The organism is Actinomadura sp., assembly GCF_044508335.1.
Taxonomy (GTDB): Bacteria; Actinomycetota; Actinomycetes; order Streptosporangiales; family Streptosporangiaceae; genus Spirillospora.
Window position 1 is genome coordinate 39,866 of sequence record NZ_JBIQHY010000039.1, and the last position, 15,846, is coordinate 55,711.

Genomic DNA, 15,846 nt, shown 5'->3' on the forward strand with positions numbered 1-15,846 from the left:
ATCCATGAGATGGACGGTCTACGGGGAGAGGTCGGTCTACGACAGCCCCTGGATGGACGTGCGGCTGGCCGATGTCGAACTCCCGGACGGGCGCCGGTTCGACCATCACCTCGTGCGGGTGCGGCCCGCGGCGGGCGTCGCGGCGGTCGACGGGGAGGGCCGGGTGCTGCTGATCTGGCGGCACCGGTTCATCACCGACCAGTGGGGTTGGGAGATTCCCGGCGGACGAGTCGAACCAGGCGAAGACCCCGGCGAGGCGGCCGCGCGGGAGCTGGTCGAGGAGACCGGATACCGCGCGGGGACCGTCCGGCACCTGCTCGACGTGCGGCCGTCACCCGGCGTCCACGATGGCGTTTATCACATCTACCGGGCGGACGGCGCCGAGCGGGTCGGGGCGCCGACCGACGTGGAGGCCGAGCGGATCGAGTGGGTCCCGTTGGCGTCGGTCCCCGCGCGCGCCGCGCGCGGGGAGATCGGCTCGGCCTCGACGCTGGCGGGCCTGCTCTACCTCGTCACCGCGGGCTGACGGCGCGCCGCGGGCGGGAGGCGGGCGGCGACCGCGAACCCGCCGCGCTCCCCCGGCCCGGCGGCCTACCCGCCGGGTTCGCAGGCGAGGATCGGTTTCACGTCCACGATCGGGGTGCCGTCGAGGGCCTCCAGGTCGCTGACGCGGACGCGGCGGCCCGTCACCTCCAGGACCTCGACCGGGTGCAGGCCGATCGGGTTGGGGCGGTCCGGGGAGCGCGTCGCGAACACCCCGCGCATCGGGGTGGACGGGTCGTCGCGCGGGTGGACGCGCAGGACGTCCCGGGGCGACAGGTGCAGCCACGTCAGCACGAAGACCCGGTCGCCCGGGCGGAGGCCCTCCAGCGCCGGGAGCACGGCCGGCTCGAAGACCAGCCATGCCTCGGGCGCGCCCTCGGTCCCCTGCTTGGGCGCGGACTCGCGGTCGGTCAGCGCGGACGAGACATGGCCGACCGGGGTCAGCGTGTACTCCTGGTGAGGGTCGAACATGCCCCGATCCTCTCAGGGCCTCGCGCGGGCGCGTTCTACCCCGGAGGCGGCGGTTGCGGCAACCGGGGTGCCGCGGGTTAGCGTCGGGGGCGACAGATCGCGGGTGCCCGGCGAACCGGGCTGAGATAGCGGCTGGGACGGCCGCTGACCGCATGAACCTGACCGGGTAATGCCGGCGTAGGGAGAGATCGAGTCGTCATGACACAACGTGTGGTTCCAGCTGCCCGCAAGACCTACCTGCAGGGGTCGCGGCCGGACCTCCGGGTCCCGATGCGGGAGGTGCCGCTGACCAACGGCGATGTCGTCGTCCTGTACGACACGTCGGGGCCGTACACCGATCCGGCGCAGGAGGTCGACGTCCGGCGGGGGCTGCCTGCGCTGCGGGAGGCGTGGATCGCCGAGCGGGGCGACACCGCGCCGTACGAGGAGCGCCCGGCGCGGCCCGGGGACGACGGGCGGCGGGCGCCCGCGCGGGAGGACTTCCCGCCCCGCCGGCCGCGGCGCGCGACCGGCGGCGCGGTGACGCAGCGCGCGTACGCGCGGCGGGGCGAGATCACGCCGGAGATGGAGTTCGCGGCGCTGCGGGAGGGCGTGCGCCCGGAGTTCGTCCGGGACGAGCTGGCCGCCGGCCGGGCGGTGCTGCCCGCGAACGTCAACCACCCCGAGATCGAGCCGATGGTCATCGGGCGGAACTTCCTCGTGAAGGTGAACGCGAACATCGGCAACTCGGCGGTGGCGTCCTCGATCGAGGACGAGGTCGAGAAGATGACGTGGGCGACCCGGTGGGGCGCCGACACGATCATGGACCTGTCCACCGGCCGGGACATCCACGCGACGCGGGAGTGGATCCTGCGCAACTCGCCGGTGCCGGTCGGGACCGTCCCGCTGTACCAGGCGGTGGAGAAGGCGGGCGGCGACCCCGCGGAGCTGACCTGGGACCTCTTCCGCGACACGGTGATCGAGCAGGCCGAGCAGGGCGTCGACTACATGACCGTCCACGCGGGGGTCCTGCTGCGGTACGTGCCGCTGACCGCGCGGCGCAAGACGGGCATCGTGTCGCGGGGCGGCTCGATCATGGCGGCGTGGTGCCTCGCGCACCACGAGGAGAACTTCCTGTACACGCACTTCCGGGAGCTGTGCGAGATCTTCGCCGCCTACGACGTCACCTGGTCCCTCGGGGACGGCCTGCGCCCCGGCTGCATCGCGGACGCCAACGACGAGGCGCAGTTCGCCGAGCTGCGCACGCAGGGCGAGCTGACGCGGATCGCGGCCGAGCACGGCAACCAGGTGATGAACGAGGGGCCCGGCCACGTCCCGATGCACAAGATCAAGGAGAACGTCGACCTGCAGCAGGAGTGGTGCGACGGGGCGCCGTTCTACACGCTCGGCCCGCTGACCACCGACATCGCGCCCGGCTACGACCACATCACCTCGGCGATCGGCGCCGCGATGATCGGCTGGCACGGGACCGCGATGCTCTGCTACGTCACCCCGAAGGAGCACCTCGGGCTGCCGGACCGCGAGGACGTGAAGGCGGGCGTCATCGCCTACAAGATCGCCGCCCACGCCGCCGACCTGGCCAAGGGCCATCCGGGGGCGCGGGCGTGGGACGACGCGCTGTCGGAGGCGCGGTTCGACTTCCGGTGGGAGGACCAGTTCAACCTGTCCCTCGACCCGGACACGGCCCGCGCGTTCCACGACGAGACGCTCCCGGCGGCCCCGGCGAAGACCGCGCACTTCTGCTCGATGTGCGGCCCGCACTTCTGCTCGATGAAGATCACCCGGGACGTCCGGCGGTACGCCGACGAGCGCGGGCTGGACGGCGAGGCGGCCCTCGCCGCCGGGATGCGGGAGAAGGCGGCGGAGTTCCGCGCCGCGGGCGGGCGGGTGCAGCTGCCCGTCTCCCCCGGCCCGTCCTGACGTCGGCGCAGGTCGGCGCAGGCCCGCCGCGGCACCGGCCGCGGCGGGCCGGCCCCTCCCGGGGCGGAACGGGCGGCCCGGCGCGGATAGTATCGAGGGACCGTTCCAAAGCCGCGGATCCCCCCGAATCGCCGCAGGCCCATACCCGCCGGGAAAGGACCGAGGACCCACGTGACCAGCGACGACACGCCGACGGCCCCCGCCCGCGCGGTGCGCGCCGACGTGCGCCGCAACCGGGCGCGGCTGCTCGCCGCGGCCCGCGAGACGTTCCAGCGCGAGGGGGCCGGCGCGTCCCTGGAGGGCGTCGCCCGCACCGCCGGCGTCGGCATCGGGACGCTCTACCGCCACTTCCCGACCCGCCAGCACCTCCTGGAGGCGCTGCTCGCCGACGCCTACGAGGAGCTCGCCGCGGCGGCCCGCGACCTGATGGTCGCGCCCGCGCCCGGCGAGGCGCTGATGACCTGGCTGCGGACGTTCATGGCGCGGGTGACGGTGTTCCGGGGGCTGGCCGCGTCGGCGGTGGTGTCGCTGCGGGACGGGCGGCCGGAGGGGGCGGCCGCGCGGCGGGCGATGTGCGAGGCGGGCGAGGCGCTGTTCGCCCGCGCGCAGCGGGCCGGGGACGCGCCGGCGGGCGCGGCGTTCGCCGACGTCCTGTGGCTCACCGGCGCGATCGCGGCGGTCACCGAGCGGGAGCCGGAGGCGGCCGGGCGGCTGCTGTCGCTCGCCGCGGCCGGCATGGTGCCCGGCCGCCGCTAGGTCAGCTCGTCTCGGGGTCGGGCAGGATCCGGCGCGGGCCGCGCGGCGACCCGCGCCATTTGCGCCACTCGCGCGGGTAGCCGACCGACACCTCGATGTGCGGGACGCCGCCGGTCCAGATCGTCCGGGGGATGTGCAGGTGCCCGTAGACGACCGACACCGCGCGGAACCGGTCGTGCCACTCGGCGGTGCGCTCGGTGCCGCACCACTGCGCGAACTCCGGGTACCACAGGACGCGGGTGGGCTCGCGGACGAGCGGCCAGTGGTTGACGAGGACGGTCCGGGTCCCCGGCTCCAGGGCGGCCAGGCGCTTCTCGCTGTAGGCGACGCGGGCGTCGCACCAGGCGTCCCGCGTCGGGTGCGGGTCGGGATGCAGGTAGACCTCGTCGGTGCACACGACGCCCGACTCGTGCGCGACCGCGAGGGCCTCTTCCTTGGTGGACGTCCCCTCCGGCCGGAACGTGTAGTCGTAGAGGACGAACAGGGGCGCGACGGTGACGGGCCCGCCCTCGCCGTCCCACACCGGGTACGGGTCCTCGGGGGTCAGGACGCCGAGGCCGCGGCACATGTCGACCAGGCGCCGGTACCGGGCCTCGCCGCGCAGCCGCACCGGGTCGTTCCCGGTCGTCCACAGCTCGTGGTTGCCGGGGACCCAGACCACGGTGGCGAAGTGCTCGCGCAGCGTGCGGAGCGCCCACTCGACGTCGGAGAACCGCTCCGCGACGTCCCCGGCGACGATCAGCCAGTCGTCTCCGGACTCGGGCCGCAGCCCCTCGACGAACGCCCGGTTCTCCGGGAACCCCACGTGCAGGTCGCTGATCGCGTAGACACCGCCCATCCAGAGATCGTAAGCCCGCCGCGGACCCGGCCTCGCCGGGCGGCGCGGCAAGCGGCCCGCGCCCCCGGCGGGGAGCGGGCCGCTTCTCATGGTCAGTCGTTCTTGCCCCAGTAGTAGACGCCCAGGCTCATCGCGAGGAGGCTCGCCCAGCTGGACACCGCGCGGACGGTGTTCCACGCCGTCCAGCGGCCTGAGTAGTCCGACCAGGTCTTCGCGGCCTCGGCGGCGTCCGCCGGGATCGTCACGCCGTCCAGGTCGTTGTTCATCGGGATGTTCACCGCGAAGCTCGGGAGGAGGGCTCCGGCGAAGTAGACGCCGGCCGCGGCGAAGAACAGGATCGCCGCCGACTTCTGCTCCAGGGTCAGCAGCAGCACGCCCGCCGCGATCGCCAGCACCGGTACCAGCAGGAACATCGCCACGAACAGCGGGTTCTGGATGCGCTGGTTGATGCCCTGCATCGCGTCGATCGCCGATGCCGGCTTCGCCGCGTCCAAGCCGGGCATCACGCCGGTCGAGAAGCCGAAGAACGTCCCGGCCATGCCGGCCGCCATGATGAGGGAGAGCGTCACCGAGACGCCCGCGAACGCAGTTCTCATCGTCGTCCCACTTCCGGGTCAGAGGTTCCAGACGCCGCTGGCGGCGGCTTCCGCCGCGTACTCGGCGAAGTCGCGCGGGGCTCGGCCGAGCGCCCGCCGGACGCCGTCGGCGGGGCGGGCGTTGCGGCCGTCCAGGACGGTCGTGAACAGGTAGAGGAGGAACCCGGCGACCTCGTCGGGCACGCCGTGCTCCTTGAGGGCGGCCGCGTAGTCGTCCGCGCTCACCGGGACGAAGGCGATCTCCCGCCCGGCCGCGCGGCCGATCTCGGCGACGGCCTCGGCGAAGGTGAGCGCGCGCGGGCCGGTCACCTCGTAGACCTCGCCGGCGTGCCCGTCCCCGGTGAGCGCCGCGACGGCCACGTCCGCGATGTCGCCGGCGTCCGCGAACGGCTCCGGCACGTCGCCCGCCGGGAGCACGACCTCGCCGGCGCGGACGGGGTCGAGCAGGTAGTCCTCGCTGAAGTTCTGCGCGAACCAGGCGGCCCGCACGACCGTCCACTCCGGGCCGGCGCCCTGGACGATCCGCTCGCACTCCCGCGCCTCCGGCTCGCCCCGCCCGGAGAGCAGGACCACGCGCCGCACGCCCGCCCCGGCCGCCCGCGCGGCGAAGGCGGCGACGGCCTCGGCGGCGCCGGGCGCCGCCAGGTCCGGGTAGTAGGACAGGTACACCTTCTCGACGTCCCGCAGGACGGGCGCCCAGGTCGACCGGTCCTGCCAGTCGAAGGCCGGGGACGCCGACCGCGAGCCCATCCGGACCGGGACGTCGAGGGCCTCCAGCCGCTCCACCACGCGGCGGCCGGTCTTGCCGGTCCCGCCGAGGACGAGGGTGAGGCCGTTCTCGGATGCCGTGTTCGTCATGCCTTCGAGTCAACAGCCGGGCGTCTCCAGCGACCATCGTTGAGAAGCTCGCCCCCATACGCGAGCGTCTACGCTTGACCCGTGGACGCTCTCACCGACCTCCTCGACGGGCCGCGCGCCCGGGGGGCGTTCATGCTCCGCTCGACCCTCGCCCCGCCCTGGTCGATCCGCATCCAGGACGAGGCGCCGCTGACGCTGCTCTCCATGGTCCGGGACGACGCCTGGATCGTCCCCGACGACGGGGAACCGCAGCGCGTCGGCCCCGGCGACATGGTCATCTTCCGCGGGCCCGACCCCTACACCGTCAGCGACGACCCGGCGACCGAGCCGCAGATCGTCATCCATCCCGGGCAGCGCTGCACCACCCCCGACGGGACGAGCCTGTCGGAGGCGATGGACCTCGGCGTCCGCGCCTGGGGCAACGACCCCGCCGGCACGACCGTCATGCTGATCGGCACCTACCAGATGCGCGGCGCCGTGACCCAGCGGCTGCTGTCCGCGCTGCCGCCGATCGCGGTCGTCCGCGGCGACACGTGGAAGTCGCCGCTCGTCGACGTGCTGGGCGAGGAGATCGGCAAGGACGAGCCCGGCCAGGACGTCGTCCTCGACCGGCTCCTCGACCTGCTGCTCATCGCGACCCTGCGCGCCTGGTTCTCCCGCCCGGACGCCGAGGCGCCCGGCTGGTACCGCGCCCACGGCGACCCCGTCGCCGGCCCCGCGCTGCGGCTCCTGCACGCCGACCTCTCGCACCCGTGGACGGTCGCCGACCTGGCCGCGGAGGTCGGGGTGTCCCGGGCCGCGCTCGCGCAGCGGTTCACCAGGCTGATCGGCGAGCCGCCCATGGCGTACCTGACCGGCGCCCGCCTCGCGCAGGCCGCCGACCTGCTGCGCGAGAGCGACGCGACGCTCGACGCCATCGCCCGCCAGGTCGGCTACGGAACCGCGTTCGCGCTGAGCACCGCGTACAAGCGCGAGCACGGCGTGAGCCCGCAGGAGTACCGCGCCGGCTCCCGCTAGGCCGGCCTCCGCGGCGCGGCCCGGCGGCCCGCCATCTGCTGCTTGCGCAGGGTGGGCTCGGCGCGGACGGGCGAGTCGTCCGCCGCGTCCGGGATGAACGGGACGATGAACGCGTACTCCGCCAGCACCGCCTCGGACACCTCCCCCGACTCGCCGAACGCGGCGATCTCGCCCCAGCACGGCGAGCCGAGCGAGCCGCTGCGGTGCCGCACCGACAGCCCCGCGCACAGGTTCGCGAACCGGAGCCGCTCGGCGAGCGGTAGCCCGGCGAGCGCGGCGAACACGAACCCGGCGGCGAACACGTCGCCCGCGCCGGTCGGGTCGAGCGCCTCCACCGGCAGCGCCCCGACCTCGGCCCGCTCCCCCGTCTCCCCGTCGATCGCGATGGCGCCGTCGCCGCCCCGCTTGACCACGACCACCGGCACCCGCTCGGCGAGCGCCTCGGCCGCGTCCGCCGGGGCGTCCGTCCGGGTGTAGGCCATCGCCTCGGCCGCGTTCGGCAGGAACACGTCCACGTGCGCGAGCCGGTCGAGGACCTCGGCCGGCCAGGCGCCGGTATGGTCCCAGCCGAGGTCGCCGAACACCAGCGTGCCCCCCGCGCGCATCTCCGCCGCCCAAGGCGGCACCGGGCGGCCGACGTCGACGAAGCACGCCCGCGCGTCCGGCGGGGGCGCGCCCAGGTCGTCCGGCGAGGACGGGACGGGCTTGGCGAACGTCACCATGCTGCGGTCGGAGTCGTAGGCCATCGACACGGTGACGGGCGTCGACCAGCCGCGCACCCGCCGCGACAGCCCGAGGTCGACGCCCTCCTGCTCGGCGAGGGTGCTCCACAGGTAGGCGCCGAACATGTCGTCGCCGAACGGCGCCGCCAGCCCGACCCGCAGCCCGAGCCGGCTCATCGCGACCGCGATGTTGGCGACGCCGCCGGGCGCCGAGCCGAGCCCGTCGGTGACGATCTCGGTGCCGGGCGGCGGCAGGCCCGGCAGCCCGGTGAAGATCATGTCCATGAACACCTGGCCGGACAGGAACACGTCCAGCACCCGGCCGCCCCCGCCGGCGCGCAGCCGCTCCCCCGCCGGCTCCCGCTCCGCGCAGGGGTCGGCGAGGGACGGCTCGGGCGCCCGTCCCGTCGCGGTCTGCTGTGTCACGAGGCCCCCCGTGGCGCGGCGTGGGCGAGATCATCCGGACCTTAGCCCCCGCCTCGGACGTTCTTACATTGGAACGTACAACCGGATGCCGTCCACCTGCGCAGATCCCTCGCAGAAGTTCATGAGCGGATCGCCGGTCATGAACCGGTCCGGGTGGGCGGACCCGCCGGGCCGGGCGCCGCGGCCGGCCAGGGCGCCGCCCGGCCCCTCCCGCGTCCAGCCGGCGCCGAACACGCCATCGCCAGGGCGCCGCGTGCGCGATGCCCCATCGCGCGGCCGCGGGCCGGGCCGCCGGACGGCCGCCGCGGCGAACATCGCAAAGTGGTATTGACCAGTCGCATGAACGGGACATACCGTGTGCAACCACAGGAACAGCGTCCACGGAGGTGAACCGCGTGCCATCCGCCGGTGAGGCCCGGTCCGGGAGCACGAAACGGCAGGCGGTGCGCCGCGAGCTGCTCGCGATGATGGACGGCCTGGACGTGGGGGACGCCCTGCCGTCCGAGCGCCGGCTCGCCGAGGAGCTCGGCGTCTCCCGGCCCACGCTGCGGCAGGTCGTCGACGGCCTCGCGGCCGAGGGACTGCTGGAGCGGCGGCACGGCAGCGGCACCTACGTGGCCGAACCCCGGATCGCGGTGTCGCTGACGATGACGTCGTTCACCGAGGACATGATCAGGCGGGGCATGAAGCCGGGCGGCCGGGTCCTGTCGTTCCGCACCGAGACCGCGGGGGCGCGGATCGGCAGGCGGCTCGCCCTCCCGCCCGAGGAAGAGGTATTTACCATTCGGCGGCTCCGGCTGGCCGACGAGGCGACCATGGCCATCGAGACCCTGTACCTGCCCCGGGCGCTGCTGCCGGACCTGCGGCGGCACGACCTGGAGGGGCAGTCGTTCTACGACCTGCTGCGCGGCCGCGGCATCGTGATCGCCTCGGGCACCGAGACGATCGAGCCGACCGTCACCACCGCCGAGGAGGCCGCCGAGCTGGGCGTGCCGGTGCACATGCCGGCGTTCCTCTTCGAGCGCATCACCAAGGACCCGGACGGACGGCCCCTCGAATACGTCCGATCCGTCTACCGGGGCGACCGCTACCGGCTGGAACTCGACCTCCGGCCGCCGACCCACTGACCGTCCCCCACCCCGGGAAGTGAGGCGACTTCACCATGGACGTCATCAAGGACATCCTCACCTTCCTGGCCGACAACGTGTTCGGCCAGGTCCCCATCCTCATCGGGCTCATCACGCTGATCGGGCTGATCCTGCAGCGCAAGCGGTTCGAGGACGTCTTCGCCGGCGCGCTGCGCGCCACGATCGGCGTCGTCATCCTGTTCATCGGCGTCGAGGTGTTCACCGGCGGGCTGACGAGCTTCCAGACCGTCCTCGCCAGCGCGATGGACACCGCGCCGCCGAAGGCGGACAACACCCTCGCCGACTTCCTCGCCCAGCAGGGCGGCACGATCGCGCTCGTCATCACGGTCGCGTTCCTCGTCCACGTGCTGGTCGTCCGGCTGTTCCCCGCGGCGCGCTACCTGTACCTGACCGGGCACCTGATGTTCTGGATCAGCACGGTGACGGTCGCGTCGCTGGTGACGATCGCGCCGGACGCCGACCAGCTCACGCTGGTGCTGTGCGGGGCCGGGTTCGTCGCCGCGTACTGGACGCTGCAGCCGCTGTGGATGCGGCCGCTGATGCGCCGCGTCATGCCCGACGACCGGTTCGGGTTCGCGCACACCAGCTCGCTCGCCTGCCTGATCACCGGGTACGCCGCGCGGCCGCTGGGCAGCCGCGAGAAGCACGACACCGAGAAGCTGAAGCTGCCCCGGCAGCTGTCGTTCTTCAAGGACGTCAACGTCAGCACCGCCCTGGTCATCACCGTGATCATGCTGATCGGGGTCGCGCTCGCCGACGGCGGCGTGGTGGCCAAGGCCGCGGCCGAGATGGACGACAAACTGTCCCCGTGGGTGTGGGCGATCCTGGTCGGCCTCCGGTTCGCGGGAGGCATCGCGATCCTGCTGTTCGGCGTGCGCATGTTCCTCGCCGAGATCGTCCCGGCGTTCAAGGGGTTCAGCGACCGGGTGATCCCCGGCACCCGCCCCGCGCTGGACGCGCCGACCGTGTTCCCCGTCGCGCCGACCGCCGTCATGGTCGGCTTCGTGGCCTCCACCGCCGTGTTCCTGGTCTGCCTGGGCGTGTTCGCCGCGGCCGGCTGGTTCACCCTCGCCCCGCCCATGATCATGCTGTTCTTCGTCGGCGGCGCCGCCGCGCTGTTCGGCAACGTGGTGGCGGGCTGGCGCGGCGCCGTCCTCGGCGGCGCGATCACCGGCCTGATCCTCGCGGTGGGGCAGGCCGTCACCTGGGACCTGTACGAGAAGACCGCGCCCGAGCTGGCCACCCTCGCCGACCCCGACTGGTACGCGATCGCGTGGCTGCTGAAGGCCGTGGACCCCGTCGCCGGCGGCGGCGCGGTCTGGCTCGTCCCCGCGGTGGCGCTGGCCGCGATGGTCGCGTCGCTGCTGCTCCTCGGCCGCGCCGAGAAGCGCCGCGCCGCGGCGGAGGAGGACGCGCCCGGCGAGGCCGCGCCCGAGGGTGCGGCGCCCGGTGACGCGGCGCCCGACGACGCGGCGCCCGACGACGCGGCGTCGGCGAAGACCTGACCGAACCGACCGAGGGAGAAGAGCCGAGATGGCACTGGACCGGCAACTGGAGATCCTCGCGGTCTGCGGCGTCGGCATGGGCTCCAGCCTGATGCTGAAGATGACCGCCGAGGACGCGCTGCGCTCGCTCGGCGTGGACGCGCGGGTGGAGAACACCGACGTGTCCACGGCGCGCGGGATGTCGCCCGACGTGGTGATCGGCCAGGGCATGCACACCAGCGAGATCGCCGGCCTGGCGCCCGTCGTGATCACGATCAGCGACTTCCTCGACAAGGAGGGCCTCGAAGCGCAGCTCAGGGAGCGGCTGGCCGAGCAGGGCTGGCTCTCATGACGGTCATCGCGGTGAGCGACGCCGTCGCCGCCCGCGACTGGCGGGAGGCCGTGCGGAAGGCGGCCTCCGTGCTGGTCGGCGCGGGCGCGGCCGGCGAGGGCTACCCGGACGCGTGCGTCCGGGTGGTCGAGGAGAACGGCCCGTACATCGTGCTGACCAAGGGGCTGGCGCTGGTGCACGCGCGGCCCGAGGAGGGCGGGCTGGCCGTCGGCGTCGGCGCGGCCAGGCTGGCGGCGCCGGTCGAATTCGGTCATCCTGACAACGACCCCGTCGACCTGCTGCTCGCGTTCTGCACCCCGGAACCGGACGCGCACGTCGGCGTCCTGTCCGGGCTGGCGCGGGCGCTGTCCGGCGGCCTGGCCGGCCGGCTCCGCGCCGCCGCCGGAGAGGACGACATGGCCCGCGCCCTGAAGGAGGCCCTGCCCGATGCCTGACGCCGCCCGGCCGAGCTTCCCCGACCGGGTGCGGGCCCTGCTGGACGACCTGGACGCGGCGTCGGGCGAGGCGATCGGCGCCGCCGCCGCGCTCGTCCTCGACTCGGTCCAGGCCGACGGGATCGTGCACGTCGCCGGGGCCGGGCACTCCCTCGCGATGGTGTTCGAGACGTTCTACCGGGCCGGGGGCCTGGCCGCCGTCCGCCCGATCTGGGATCCCCGCGTGGCCCCGATCGGGGACGCGGTGCGCAGCACCCGCATCGAGCGGCGCGACGGGGTCGGGCGCGCGGTGGTGCGGAACGCGGCGCCCGCCCCGCCCGACGTGGCGGTGGTGTTCTCCACCAGCGGCCGCAACCCGTACCCGGTGGAGGTCGCGGCGGAGTGCCGGGCGCGGGGCGTGCCGGTCGTCGCGGTGACGTCGACGCGGGCGTCGGAGGGCGCTGCGGCGCGCACCGAGACGACCCTGGCCGACCACGCCGACATCGTGCTGGACACGCGCGTCCCGCCCGGCGACGTGCTGCATCCGGCGGCGGAGCCGCGCACCGCCGCGGCGTCCACGATCCTCGCCGCGTACGCGTGGTCGCGCGTGCTGGCCGCCCTGGACGACCTGGCGGCCGAGCGCGGCGTGGACCCGCCGCGCTGGACGAGCGCGAACGTCCCCGGCGGCGACGAGATGAACGCCGCGCTGCTCGCCCGCTACCGGCACCGCGTCCCCGAGCTGACCGGCGGCGGCTAGCCGGAACACGCCGTCTTCCTGCGGCGTTTTACACATTGCCTGGATCGCTCCCTATGAGATGATGCGTGGCTACCATCGGACCGAAGGAGCGAGATGACGACACGACCGACCGAGGACGACCTTCTTGCGGTGTTCACGCGCGCGGACCTCGGCGGCGACCAGAAGCTCGACCTGATGGAGTTCACACTCGTGCTGGACGAGCTGGGGCTCGCCTGGACACGCGCCGAGACGCAGGACAGGTTCGAGCAGGCGGACAGCAACCTCGACGGGTTCATCTCCTACGAGGAGTTCCGCGCGATCATGGAGTCCCAGGGCTGGGTCGAGGGGCCGCTGCCGGCCGCCGGCGCCTGACGGACGGAGGAGGCCCGCCGGACGTCTCCGGCGGGCCTTTCGCATGCGCGCCCCGTTCGCCCTGTTCGAGCGCCGGGGTCAGACCCGCCGGCCGCGCAGCTCCCGGTACCGGCGCACCAGCGCGGCGGTGGACGGGTCGGGCGCCTGCGCCGGCGGCTCCTCGGACGTGAGCGCGGGCGCGAGGTCCATCGCCATGACCTTGCCCAGCTCGACGCCCCACTGGTCGAAGGAGTCGATGCCCCAGATCGTCCCCTCGACGAAGACCATGTGCTCGTAGAGGGCGACGAGGGAGCCGAGCGTCTTCGGGGTCAGCTTCGGCGCCAGGATCGTGCTGCTCGGCCGGTTGCCCGGCATGACCTTGTGCGGGACGACCGCGGCGGGCGCGCCCTCGGCGGCGATCTCCTCGGCGGTCTTGCCGAACGCGAGCGCCGACGTCTGCGCGAGCATGTTCGCGGTGAGGAGGTCGTGCATCCCCGCCGGCCCGTCCACGGGAGGGTCCTCGAACGGCTCGGCGAAGCCGATGAAGTCGGCCGGGACGAGCCGGGTGCCCTGGTGCAGCAGCTGGTAGAAGGCGTGCTGGCCGTTGGTGCCGGGCTCGCCCCAGAAGATCTCGCCGGTCTGCGCGACGACGGGCGCCCCGTCGGCCCGCACCGACTTGCCGTTGGACTCCATCGTGAGCTGCTGGAGGTAGGCGGGGAAGCGGGACAGCCGCTGGCTGTAGGGCAGCACGGCCCGGGTCTGCGCGCCGAAGAAGTCGGTGTACCAGACGCCGAGCAGCCCCATGATCACCGGCATGTTCGCCTGGAGCGGGGCGCTGCGGAAGTGCTCGTCGATCTCCCGGAACCCGGCGAGCATCTCGCGGAACGCCTCGCCGCCGATCGCGATCATCAGGGACAGGCCGATGGCGCCGTCGAAGGAGTAGCGGCCGCCGACCCAGTCCCAGAAGCCGAACATGTTGGCGGTGTCGATGCCGAAGTCCGCGACGCGCTCGGCGTTGGTGGAGACGGCGACGAAGTGCCGCGAGACCGCCTTGTCGTCGCCGAGCCGCTCGGTGAGCCACCGCCGCGCGACCTTGGCGTTGGTGAGGGTCTCCAGCGTGCCGAACGTCTTGGAGCTGATCACGAACAGGGTCTGCTCGGGGTCGAGGCCGGCGAGCTTGCCGACGATGTCGGCGGGGTCGATGTTGGAGACGAACCGGCAGGCGATCCCGGCGTCGGCGTAGTCGTGGAGGGCCTCGTAGGCCATGGCGGGGCCGAGGTCGGAGCCGCCGATGCCGATGTTGACGACGGTCGTGATCCGCTTGCCGGTGAAGCCCGTCCACTCCCCCGAGCGGACGCGTCCGGCGAAGTCGGACATCTTGTCCAGGACGGCGTGCACGTCGGCGGCGACGTCCTGCCCGTCGACGGTGAGGGCCTCGCCGGGCGGGAGCCGCAGCGCGGTGTGCAGGACGGCGCGGTCCTCGCTGACGTTGATGTGCTCCCCGGTGAACATCGCCTCGATCCGGGCGCGCAGCCCGGCCCGCTCGGCGAGGGCCGCGAGGAGCTCCATGGTCTCGCCCGTGGCGCGGTGCTTGGAGTAGTCCAGGTGGAGGTCCCCCGCGGTCACCGTCATGCGGTCGACGCGCCCCGGATCGTCCGCGAACAGGTCGCGCAGGTGCCGCCCGGCGAGCGCGGCGTGGTGCTCGGCCAGCGCGGACCATTCGGGCGACTCGGTGATATCAGCCATTGCCTCTCTCATCTCCTCGCGGGCGGGCGCCGAAGTCCCCCGGGCGCCCTCCCCACGGCGATCATAGGTCGACCGCGCGTGACCGTATCAGGGCCGTCCCCGGCCGCGCAGGCGACCGCCCCGGATCACCGGGACCGTCCCGCCGCCCAGTAGGGTCACCGCTTGCAGGAGGTTCCCGGATGAGTGACGGCATCACGCGGATGTTCGACCTGACCCCGCTCGGCGAGGACTCGTTCCTGGCGGCCTCGCCGTCGGTGGGGCGGCCGAGGCTGTTCGGCGGGCAGGTCGCCGGGCAGAGCCTGCGCGCCGCGTGCCTGACCGCCGGCGGGCGCCCGCCGCACTCCCTGCACGCCTATTTCATCCGCCCGGGGACGCCGGACGAGCCGCTGACGTTCGACGTGGCCCGCACCCGCGACGGCCGCTCGTTCTCGACCCGGCACGTCACCGCAAGCCAGGGCGGCAAGCCGATCCTGGAGCTGATCGCCTCGTTCCACGACCCGGAGGACGGCTTCGACTGGCAGGCCGCCCCGCCCCTGGACGTCCCGGGCCCCGAGGGGCTGAGCGCGCCCGCGCTCCCCTCCTTCTTCAAGCATCCGATCGGGTTCGACATCCGGCTGGTGAACACGCCCGCCGAGGACGAGTTCCCGATGCCGCACCCGTTCTGGATCCGCGCGTCGGCGCCGATCGGCGACGACCCGGCCCTGCACGCGTGCCTGGCCGCCTACCTGTCCGACATGGCGGTGGTCAGCAGCGCCCGCGCCCCGGGATCGCCGAAGCACCTGGTCACGGCCGTCACCCTGGACCACGCCATGTGGTTCCACCGCCCGCCGCGCGTCGACCAGTGGCTGCTGTACTCGGTCGCCCCGGTCACCAACCACGGCGCCCGCGGCCTGGCCCGCGGAACGCTCCACACGGCGGACGGCACCCTCCTGGCCTCGGTGGCCCAGGAGGCCCTCCTGCGCCCCGCCCCCTGACCGGGCCCGGACGATCCGGCACCGTCGAATTGCCCGCAGCCGACACCGATGTCCGTTTCCCGGCCGTCTTTGAGGACCGTCGTCGGACGGAACCGAGCGGCGGGTGCCGCAAGGCGATGCTGGTGCGGCAGGTGAGCCGGATGCCTCTGATGGCGAAGTCGTGCCAGGTGAGCACGAGCGCGGCGACCTGCGGCGCGCCGTAGCGAGGTCTCGTCGGCGGAGCCGGCCTCACAGTGGACGTCCGCACCCTGCGGAGCGTCCCCGATTCCCGCGCCCCATTTCAGTCGTCCATTACCCGTGAAACGGATACCGAAGTGCACGGTTGGGACTGCCTGGGCGGCCATCGACATCTAGCATCGTGTCAACCTGCCTGTAAGACGAGGCACGCTCCGCTTAACCCTCGCACTCTAGAAGAAGGGGCCGGCATGTCTGACAGACTGAATGATTTGCTGAATCACGCGACCCCTTTCGCCCCGAGCGATCCAGAGGATGCGG

General features: G+C 73.6%; 17 protein-coding genes and 1 riboswitch. Of the genes, 11 read left to right on the forward strand and 6 right to left on the reverse strand.

The genetic code is table 11. From position 1 onward, the window contains the following. Positions 1–4: 4 nt before the first annotated feature. A complete protein-coding gene (locus ACIWVC_RS16095; protein ID WP_396448530.1) occupies positions 5–526 on the forward strand; it encodes an NUDIX hydrolase in 522 nt (173 codons plus the stop codon). A 65-nt stretch (positions 527–591) separates the two neighbouring features. On the opposite strand, the gene tsaA is transcribed toward ACIWVC_RS16095, so the two are convergent. Beyond that, positions 592–1,014, reverse strand: coding sequence for a tRNA (N6-threonylcarbamoyladenosine(37)-N6)-methyltransferase TrmO (gene tsaA, locus ACIWVC_RS16100; RefSeq protein WP_396448531.1), 423 nt, complete (start codon positions 1,012–1,014; stop codon positions 592–594). Positions 1,015–1,103: 89 nt separating this feature from the next. After that, positions 1,104–1,217, forward strand: a riboswitch (TPP riboswitch). On the opposite strand from tsaA, the gene thiC reads away from it, so the two are divergent. Both thiC and ACIWVC_RS16110 read left to right on the forward strand, forming a co-directional pair. Beyond that, entirely contained in the window at positions 1,213–2,934 is a 1,722-nt protein-coding gene (gene thiC / locus ACIWVC_RS16105) for a phosphomethylpyrimidine synthase ThiC (RefSeq protein WP_396448532.1), read from the forward strand. Its footprint overlaps the riboswitch before it by 5 nt. A 171-nt stretch (positions 2,935–3,105) precedes the next feature. Then, positions 3,106–3,690 (forward strand): TetR/AcrR family transcriptional regulator, encoded by a 585-nt coding sequence (locus ACIWVC_RS16110; RefSeq protein ID WP_396448533.1) that lies wholly within the window; start codon positions 3,106–3,108, stop codon positions 3,688–3,690. A gap of 1 nt (position 3,691) precedes the next feature. Here ACIWVC_RS16110 and ACIWVC_RS16115 read toward each other — a convergent pair whose 3' ends face one another. From ACIWVC_RS16115 to ACIWVC_RS16125, 3 genes are all read right to left on the reverse strand, one after another. Then, complete coding sequence (locus tag ACIWVC_RS16115; RefSeq protein WP_396448534.1) at positions 3,692–4,528, reverse strand: metallophosphoesterase family protein; 837 nt, start codon at positions 4,526–4,528, stop codon at positions 3,692–3,694. A gap of 92 nt (positions 4,529–4,620) precedes the next feature. After that, entirely contained in the window at positions 4,621–5,124 is a 504-nt protein-coding gene (locus tag ACIWVC_RS16120) for a DUF1772 domain-containing protein (RefSeq protein WP_396448535.1), read from the reverse strand. Positions 5,125–5,142: 18 nt separating this feature from the next. Further along, positions 5,143–5,982, reverse strand: a complete 840-nt coding sequence (locus ACIWVC_RS16125; protein WP_396454270.1) for an NmrA family transcriptional regulator — start codon at positions 5,980–5,982, stop codon at positions 5,143–5,145. Positions 5,983–6,063: 81 nt separating this feature from the next. Between ACIWVC_RS16125 and ACIWVC_RS16130 the strand changes: the two genes are divergently transcribed. Continuing rightward, positions 6,064–6,999 carry a cupin domain-containing protein gene (locus ACIWVC_RS16130; protein WP_396448537.1) on the forward strand — a complete coding sequence of 312 codons (936 nt, stop codon included), beginning with the start codon at positions 6,064–6,066 and terminating at the stop codon, positions 6,997–6,999. Here the strand turns inward: ACIWVC_RS16130 and ACIWVC_RS16135 are convergent. Next, positions 6,996–8,147, reverse strand: coding sequence for a carbohydrate kinase family protein (locus ACIWVC_RS16135; RefSeq protein WP_396448538.1), 1,152 nt, complete (start codon positions 8,145–8,147; stop codon positions 6,996–6,998). The two genes, ACIWVC_RS16130 and ACIWVC_RS16135, sit on opposite strands and share 4 nt — an antisense overlap. 395 nt (positions 8,148–8,542) lie before the next feature. Between ACIWVC_RS16135 and ACIWVC_RS16140 the strand changes: the two genes are divergently transcribed. The 6 genes from ACIWVC_RS16140 to ACIWVC_RS16165 all read left to right on the forward strand — a co-directional run bounded on the left by ACIWVC_RS16140 (position 8,543) and on the right by ACIWVC_RS16165 (position 12,652). Further along, the gene (locus ACIWVC_RS16140) at positions 8,543–9,274 is read left to right on the forward strand and encodes a GntR family transcriptional regulator (RefSeq protein WP_396448539.1); all 732 of its coding nucleotides are present in this window, start codon (positions 8,543–8,545) and stop codon (positions 9,272–9,274) included. 35 nt (positions 9,275–9,309) lie between these two features. Continuing rightward, positions 9,310–10,800 (forward strand): PTS ascorbate transporter subunit IIC, encoded by a 1,491-nt coding sequence (locus ACIWVC_RS16145; RefSeq protein ID WP_396448540.1) that lies wholly within the window; start codon positions 9,310–9,312, stop codon positions 10,798–10,800. 28 nt (positions 10,801–10,828) lie between these two features. After that, positions 10,829–11,131, forward strand: coding sequence for a PTS sugar transporter subunit IIB (locus ACIWVC_RS16150; protein WP_396448541.1), 303 nt, complete (start codon positions 10,829–10,831; stop codon positions 11,129–11,131). After that, positions 11,128–11,565 (forward strand): PTS sugar transporter subunit IIA, encoded by a 438-nt coding sequence (locus tag ACIWVC_RS16155; RefSeq protein ID WP_396448542.1) that lies wholly within the window; start codon positions 11,128–11,130, stop codon positions 11,563–11,565. Before ACIWVC_RS16150 ends, ACIWVC_RS16155 begins: the two co-directional genes overlap by 4 nt. After that, positions 11,558–12,301: an SIS domain-containing protein gene (locus ACIWVC_RS16160; protein ID WP_396448543.1), complete on the forward strand. Its 744-nt coding sequence runs from the start codon at positions 11,558–11,560 to the stop codon at positions 12,299–12,301. Before ACIWVC_RS16155 ends, ACIWVC_RS16160 begins: the two co-directional genes overlap by 8 nt. A gap of 93 nt (positions 12,302–12,394) precedes the next feature. Then, the gene (locus ACIWVC_RS16165) at positions 12,395–12,652 is read left to right on the forward strand and encodes an EF-hand domain-containing protein (RefSeq protein ID WP_396448544.1); all 258 of its coding nucleotides are present in this window, start codon (positions 12,395–12,397) and stop codon (positions 12,650–12,652) included. A gap of 78 nt (positions 12,653–12,730) precedes the next feature. Here ACIWVC_RS16165 and pgi read toward each other — a convergent pair whose 3' ends face one another. Next, a complete protein-coding gene (gene pgi / locus ACIWVC_RS16170) occupies positions 12,731–14,377 on the reverse strand; it encodes a glucose-6-phosphate isomerase (RefSeq protein WP_396448545.1) in 1,647 nt (548 codons plus the stop codon). A gap of 179 nt (positions 14,378–14,556) precedes the next feature. Between pgi and ACIWVC_RS16175 the strand changes: the two genes are divergently transcribed. Then, complete coding sequence (locus tag ACIWVC_RS16175) at positions 14,557–15,351, forward strand: acyl-CoA thioesterase (RefSeq protein ID WP_396448546.1); 795 nt, start codon at positions 14,557–14,559, stop codon at positions 15,349–15,351. The last annotated feature ends 495 nt before the right edge of the window (positions 15,352–15,846 follow it).

Coding starts and splice junctions, on each gene's coding strand:
- ACIWVC_RS16165 (WP_396448544.1), top strand. CDS start 12,395: ATGACGACACGACCGACCGAGGACGACCTTCTTGCGGTGTTCACGCGC.
- ACIWVC_RS16115 (WP_396448534.1), bottom strand. CDS start 4,528: ATGGGCGGTGTCTACGCGATCAGCGACCTGCACGTGGGGTTCCCGGAG.
- ACIWVC_RS16120 (WP_396448535.1), bottom strand. CDS start 5,124: ATGAGAACTGCGTTCGCGGGCGTCTCGGTGACGCTCTCCCTCATCATG.
- ACIWVC_RS16160 (WP_396448543.1), top strand. CDS start 11,558: ATGCCTGACGCCGCCCGGCCGAGCTTCCCCGACCGGGTGCGGGCCCTG.
- ACIWVC_RS16095 (WP_396448530.1), top strand. CDS start 5: ATGAGATGGACGGTCTACGGGGAGAGGTCGGTCTACGACAGCCCCTGG.
- ACIWVC_RS16145 (WP_396448540.1), top strand. CDS start 9,310: ATGGACGTCATCAAGGACATCCTCACCTTCCTGGCCGACAACGTGTTC.
- ACIWVC_RS16150 (WP_396448541.1), top strand. CDS start 10,829: ATGGCACTGGACCGGCAACTGGAGATCCTCGCGGTCTGCGGCGTCGGC.
- thiC (WP_396448532.1), top strand. CDS start 1,213: ATGACACAACGTGTGGTTCCAGCTGCCCGCAAGACCTACCTGCAGGGG.
- ACIWVC_RS16155 (WP_396448542.1), top strand. CDS start 11,128: ATGACGGTCATCGCGGTGAGCGACGCCGTCGCCGCCCGCGACTGGCGG.
- tsaA (WP_396448531.1), bottom strand. CDS start 1,014: ATGTTCGACCCTCACCAGGAGTACACGCTGACCCCGGTCGGCCATGTC.
- ACIWVC_RS16125 (WP_396454270.1), bottom strand. CDS start 5,982: ATGACGAACACGGCATCCGAGAACGGCCTCACCCTCGTCCTCGGCGGG.
- ACIWVC_RS16175 (WP_396448546.1), top strand. CDS start 14,557: ATGAGTGACGGCATCACGCGGATGTTCGACCTGACCCCGCTCGGCGAG.
- pgi (WP_396448545.1), bottom strand. CDS start 14,377: ATGGCTGATATCACCGAGTCGCCCGAATGGTCCGCGCTGGCCGAGCAC.